The following is a 989-nucleotide window of genomic DNA, read 5'->3' as shown; positions in this document are numbered from 1 at the left end:
CACCCAGGTTTCCCAGATGAGGTCTTCGTTTTCAGGTGGCATGAGAGGATAGGTGAAATCTTCACTCGTCTTGCCAGCTTGCTTGTTGGTAAGCGTCCCGAACTGTTCGGCCTTCCTGAATTGTCCGCGGTCCAGAAAAGCTTCATGCAGAGGGTCGTCCATTTTTTCTACAGGTAGCACTCCCCATGGTCGCTTGCTGCTGACTATGTTGAAGTGTACAGATTGCCCGCGTAACAGATTGGGTAAGCGCACTTGTACCCCTGCGCCATTTTGTACGGCTACGCTGTAGTAATCGCCTTTGCCAAGGTAACGGTCTTCGTAATGCACGGTGCTTTTTGCATGGACCTGCGGAGATAATTGAATTTCCATCAGCGCGCGCACTTCTTCCTGCTCACCTTCGGCAGTCTCAGCGTAACGATAGGCTAGGGTTCTCGACCAACAGCACTTGCGTAGCCACCAGCCAACACTGTCTTGCTTGAAATAATTCAGGGCCATCGTAGCGATGAGATAAATAAAACCAGTTGCCATCAAGGCTACGCTGAACCACGGATTCATCGCGATAATCGTAAAAACACCAGCGGGAAAAATGCCTGCCAATAACTGGGCTGCAGAACCCAATCCCATTACCAATACAGAAAATCCCTTAATGCCAATTCCGTATTCTTCTCCTGATGTTTTTGCTTCGTGAAAATCATCTGTGATATCAAATAGCTCAAGTACAACCGCCACGATCCCAAACCCACCCATCGCCACCATCGAAACCCTGAACCCTCGTATTGCATCACCCCAAGTTACATTTCCCTTGGCTTTCCAATACGCACTGGACCTGTCCAGAATTGCCACATTCTTGCCGTCAATCAGCTCCGGCGTCGCATCCCTTATTACGCTCCAAGGTGCTTCAACAAACACCGCCATCAACAGATTGAAGCTGTACCCCAGTCCATACGTAACCTTGCCAATATCCTTGGCACTGAAGTCTCCATCTCGGG

General features: G+C 49.6%; 1 pseudogene. It reads right to left on the bottom strand.

Annotation, left to right across the window (positions count from 1 at the left end):
* A pseudogene (locus tag RYA97_RS02515) lies at positions 1-989 on the bottom strand (hypothetical protein); the annotation flags it as partial.

Source organism: Pseudomonas syringae group sp. 26L6 (genome assembly GCF_032587815.1).
Classification (GTDB): Bacteria; Pseudomonadota; Gammaproteobacteria; order Pseudomonadales; family Pseudomonadaceae; genus Aquipseudomonas; species Aquipseudomonas amygdali.
The sequence above is the reverse complement of the archived record's forward strand: the minus strand, read 5'-3'. Positions and strand labels throughout refer to the sequence as shown.